General features: G+C 53.1%; 2 protein-coding genes and 1 pseudogene. All 3 read right to left on the bottom strand.

Annotated elements, in window-relative coordinates:
• Positions 1-37: 37 nt before the first annotated feature.
• Entirely contained in the window at positions 38-775 is a 738-nt protein-coding gene (gene dnaC / locus KQJ18_RS23965; RefSeq protein WP_038636979.1) for a DNA replication protein DnaC, read from the bottom strand.
• A 2-nt stretch (positions 776-777) separates the two neighbouring features.
• Entirely contained in the window at positions 778-1,317 is a 540-nt protein-coding gene (dnaT, locus tag KQJ18_RS23960; protein ID WP_150344625.1) for a primosomal protein DnaT, read from the bottom strand.
• A 121-nt stretch (positions 1,318-1,438) separates the two neighbouring features.
• A pseudogene (locus KQJ18_RS24795) lies at positions 1,439-1,531 on the bottom strand (hypothetical protein); the annotation flags it as partial.

Raw genomic sequence — 1,531 nt, 5'->3', positions numbered from 1 at the left:
GTATAGCGCTGGCAGCTTTAGGAGTGGTCCTAATACGTTAATACTCTTTTCCTGTTACCCGGCTACGGTAGCTGTCCCAGTTAAAAATCACCCACAGGCTGTTACCGAGACGCATGCGATCCATCACGCGCTCACCCAGCAGTTTGTTCATTTCATCCATATTGCTGTTGGTTAACATACCGGTCGGGCGTTTTGAGGACGATCGGCGATCGACGATCTGATTGATGATCACTTTTTCATAGCGGGATTCGGTCTGCATGCCGATCTCATCGATCACCAGCAGATCTACATTGCTAAGATCGTTGAGCAACTGTTCTTCGCTGGTTTCACGGTTACTGAAGGTTTCTTTCATCGCCGACATGATATCAGCCACGGTAATGATCAGTACCGACTTACCGCGGAGCAGCAGTTCGTTGCAGATAGCTGCCGCCAGATGGTTTTTGCCGGTGCCGGGTTTGCCCGAGAAAATAAAGCTGGCGATGTTGCCGTCAAACTCATCAACGTACTGGCGGGCTTTGCTCAGGGCGTTCATCTGACCTTCGCATTCCACCCGATAGTTATCGAATGAACAGTTTTGGTGCAGCGGACGGATACCGGAGCGGTTGAATGTGCGCTGCATTTTCATGGCCCGGTTTTCGCGGGCCAGCGCTGCGGCACGAATTTCACCTTGCTCTTTTTGCCATGCCAGTAGCTCTTCGCCCGTTTTAAAGGCAGGCTCGACATTGGGCGGCATCATTTTTTGCAGACGTTTCATCAGATCGCCAACGTTTTTCATCGTTATCCTCTAAAACCTGGTGGAATATGGCTGTCAGGTTCGCTGACACTGTTCACATCGCGCTTTGGCATTCCGCCATTGCTGGCCCGGCCAATCTGGACGCTACGCGCCAGTTTTTGCTGCCACTGAATATGGTGAAAGACTTTGCCTTCGGCCTGCCAGTAGGCGACGAATGAGGCCAGTTCCTCGGCGGTGACCGGTTCTCTTAACGCCACGCCCCACAGAGCGGCCTGGCGCTGAAAGTCGGCATCGGGTTGCCAGTCAGCGTACATCGCAAATTTCCCCATTGGCACGGCCACGGGCGCAGCTTGCGGCTCTTCATAAAATTGCGCATCCAACGTCACATCGCTTCCTGGACGTGACAGCTTCTCTTCAAGCGCCAACAACTGAGCCAGTCGCGCAGGCGTCAGCGCGTAAAACGCTGGCGCATTGTTGGCGAATACCGCTACGGCACCACCCGCAGACTTTGCCAGTACCGCGTGGTGATCGTGTAGTAAGGCGTCAATGCTGATGACGTCCGGCGTCAAAATTTTGCAGGGCATAATGTTTCTCAAAACTGAACAACAACCGAGAAGGGACTGCTTTTATAGTAACACAGAGAACCAGGAGAGCAGCAGATGAGGGGGAGATTCCCCCTCTGCGAGGTGCTAAGAAATTACCGCGCTAGACGCGTGGGCGTTTGCGATACAGCCATAAGCCTGGTACGGATAAGCCGATAGAGAGCGCGCCGACAATCGATGAAGCTTTCAGGAAATT

The sequence above is a fragment of the Citrobacter sp. S55_ASV_140 genome (genome assembly GCF_018919505.1).
Taxonomy (GTDB): domain Bacteria; phylum Pseudomonadota; class Gammaproteobacteria; order Enterobacterales; family Enterobacteriaceae; genus Citrobacter; species Citrobacter werkmanii.
Note: the sequence above shows the minus strand (reverse complement) of the source record. Positions and strands in the feature narration are given on the sequence as shown.